Here is an 842-nt window from a genome sequence, read left to right as displayed (position 1 = left end):
TTACCACCCCTAAGCGGGCGGATATACCGGCGTGCAAAACCCATTGGTCTTGGTCGCTGACCACGAAGCCTCGATTGCCTTGGACCTGGAGTGAGCGCTTTGCGAAGCAGGGTTCTCAGTGGCGGTGGCGAGGTCTTCTTCCGAGGTGAACCTGATTCTCAACGATCACGCGACTGCCGCTGCGATCTTGGATTCAGGCTAACGTACAGCGAGTGCAATGAGGCGGCGAAATAGCTGCTTGGGCGTGCCCTTTGTGGTCTAAACCGGCCTGGGCATTGAGGGCAGCGATGGATAGCCCGGCCAACCTCAAGTGTGCGTTCGATCGGGCGGGCAAAGGTCGGGGCTAGTGTTGGCTTTCAGAATCCTGGCCTCACGCAGCAACGATGACCGGTCGGTTCCCAGCATAATAATCAGGTTGCGGGCCTGCGTTTCGGTGATGCCCGTTTCGCGTGCCAGGAAGCGGACCAAAAACTCTTGCTCTTCCTCCATCCGCGCCCGTTTCTTGCGCTTTGCATCTCCTACCGGGCGAGGTGTCGCCTTCACCGCAGACGCGGCATCCAGAATAACCAAACCGGCCTCCTCCGCGGCGGCGAGAAAAGCTTGGCGGGCGGCTTCGACCTGCTGCGATTTGGTGAGGCGAGCGGTGCATGCCTGGAGTGCCGCCGCGTAGAGCGGGCCGTGTTCCTCGGGCCAGCTGTCCATCATAAAAATAGCGGCCTCGGAGACGCTCACCAAAGCGCGATAGACCCCTGGCTTTTTCGTCTCGATGACTACTGGCTGTTCAAAGAAAGGATCGTGCATATTTTCCGCCCCCGACGCTCAAGCGAACGGCGGAGTTATGG

The 842-nt window shown here is 59.6% G+C and carries 1 protein-coding gene; it reads right to left on the bottom strand.

What is annotated here, in order from left to right:
* Nucleotides 1–306: 306 nt before the first annotated feature.
* Nucleotides 307–801 carry a DUF982 domain-containing protein gene (locus AC1DX0_RS36590; protein WP_477223762.1) on the bottom strand — a complete coding sequence of 165 codons (495 nt, stop codon included), beginning with the start codon at nucleotides 799–801 and terminating at the stop codon, nucleotides 307–309.
* Between the last annotated feature and the right edge of the window lie 41 nt (nucleotides 802–842).

Source organism: Mesorhizobium sp. P3_A9 (assembly GCF_056402975.1).
This window is presented reverse-complemented; position numbering and strand designations above follow the sequence as displayed.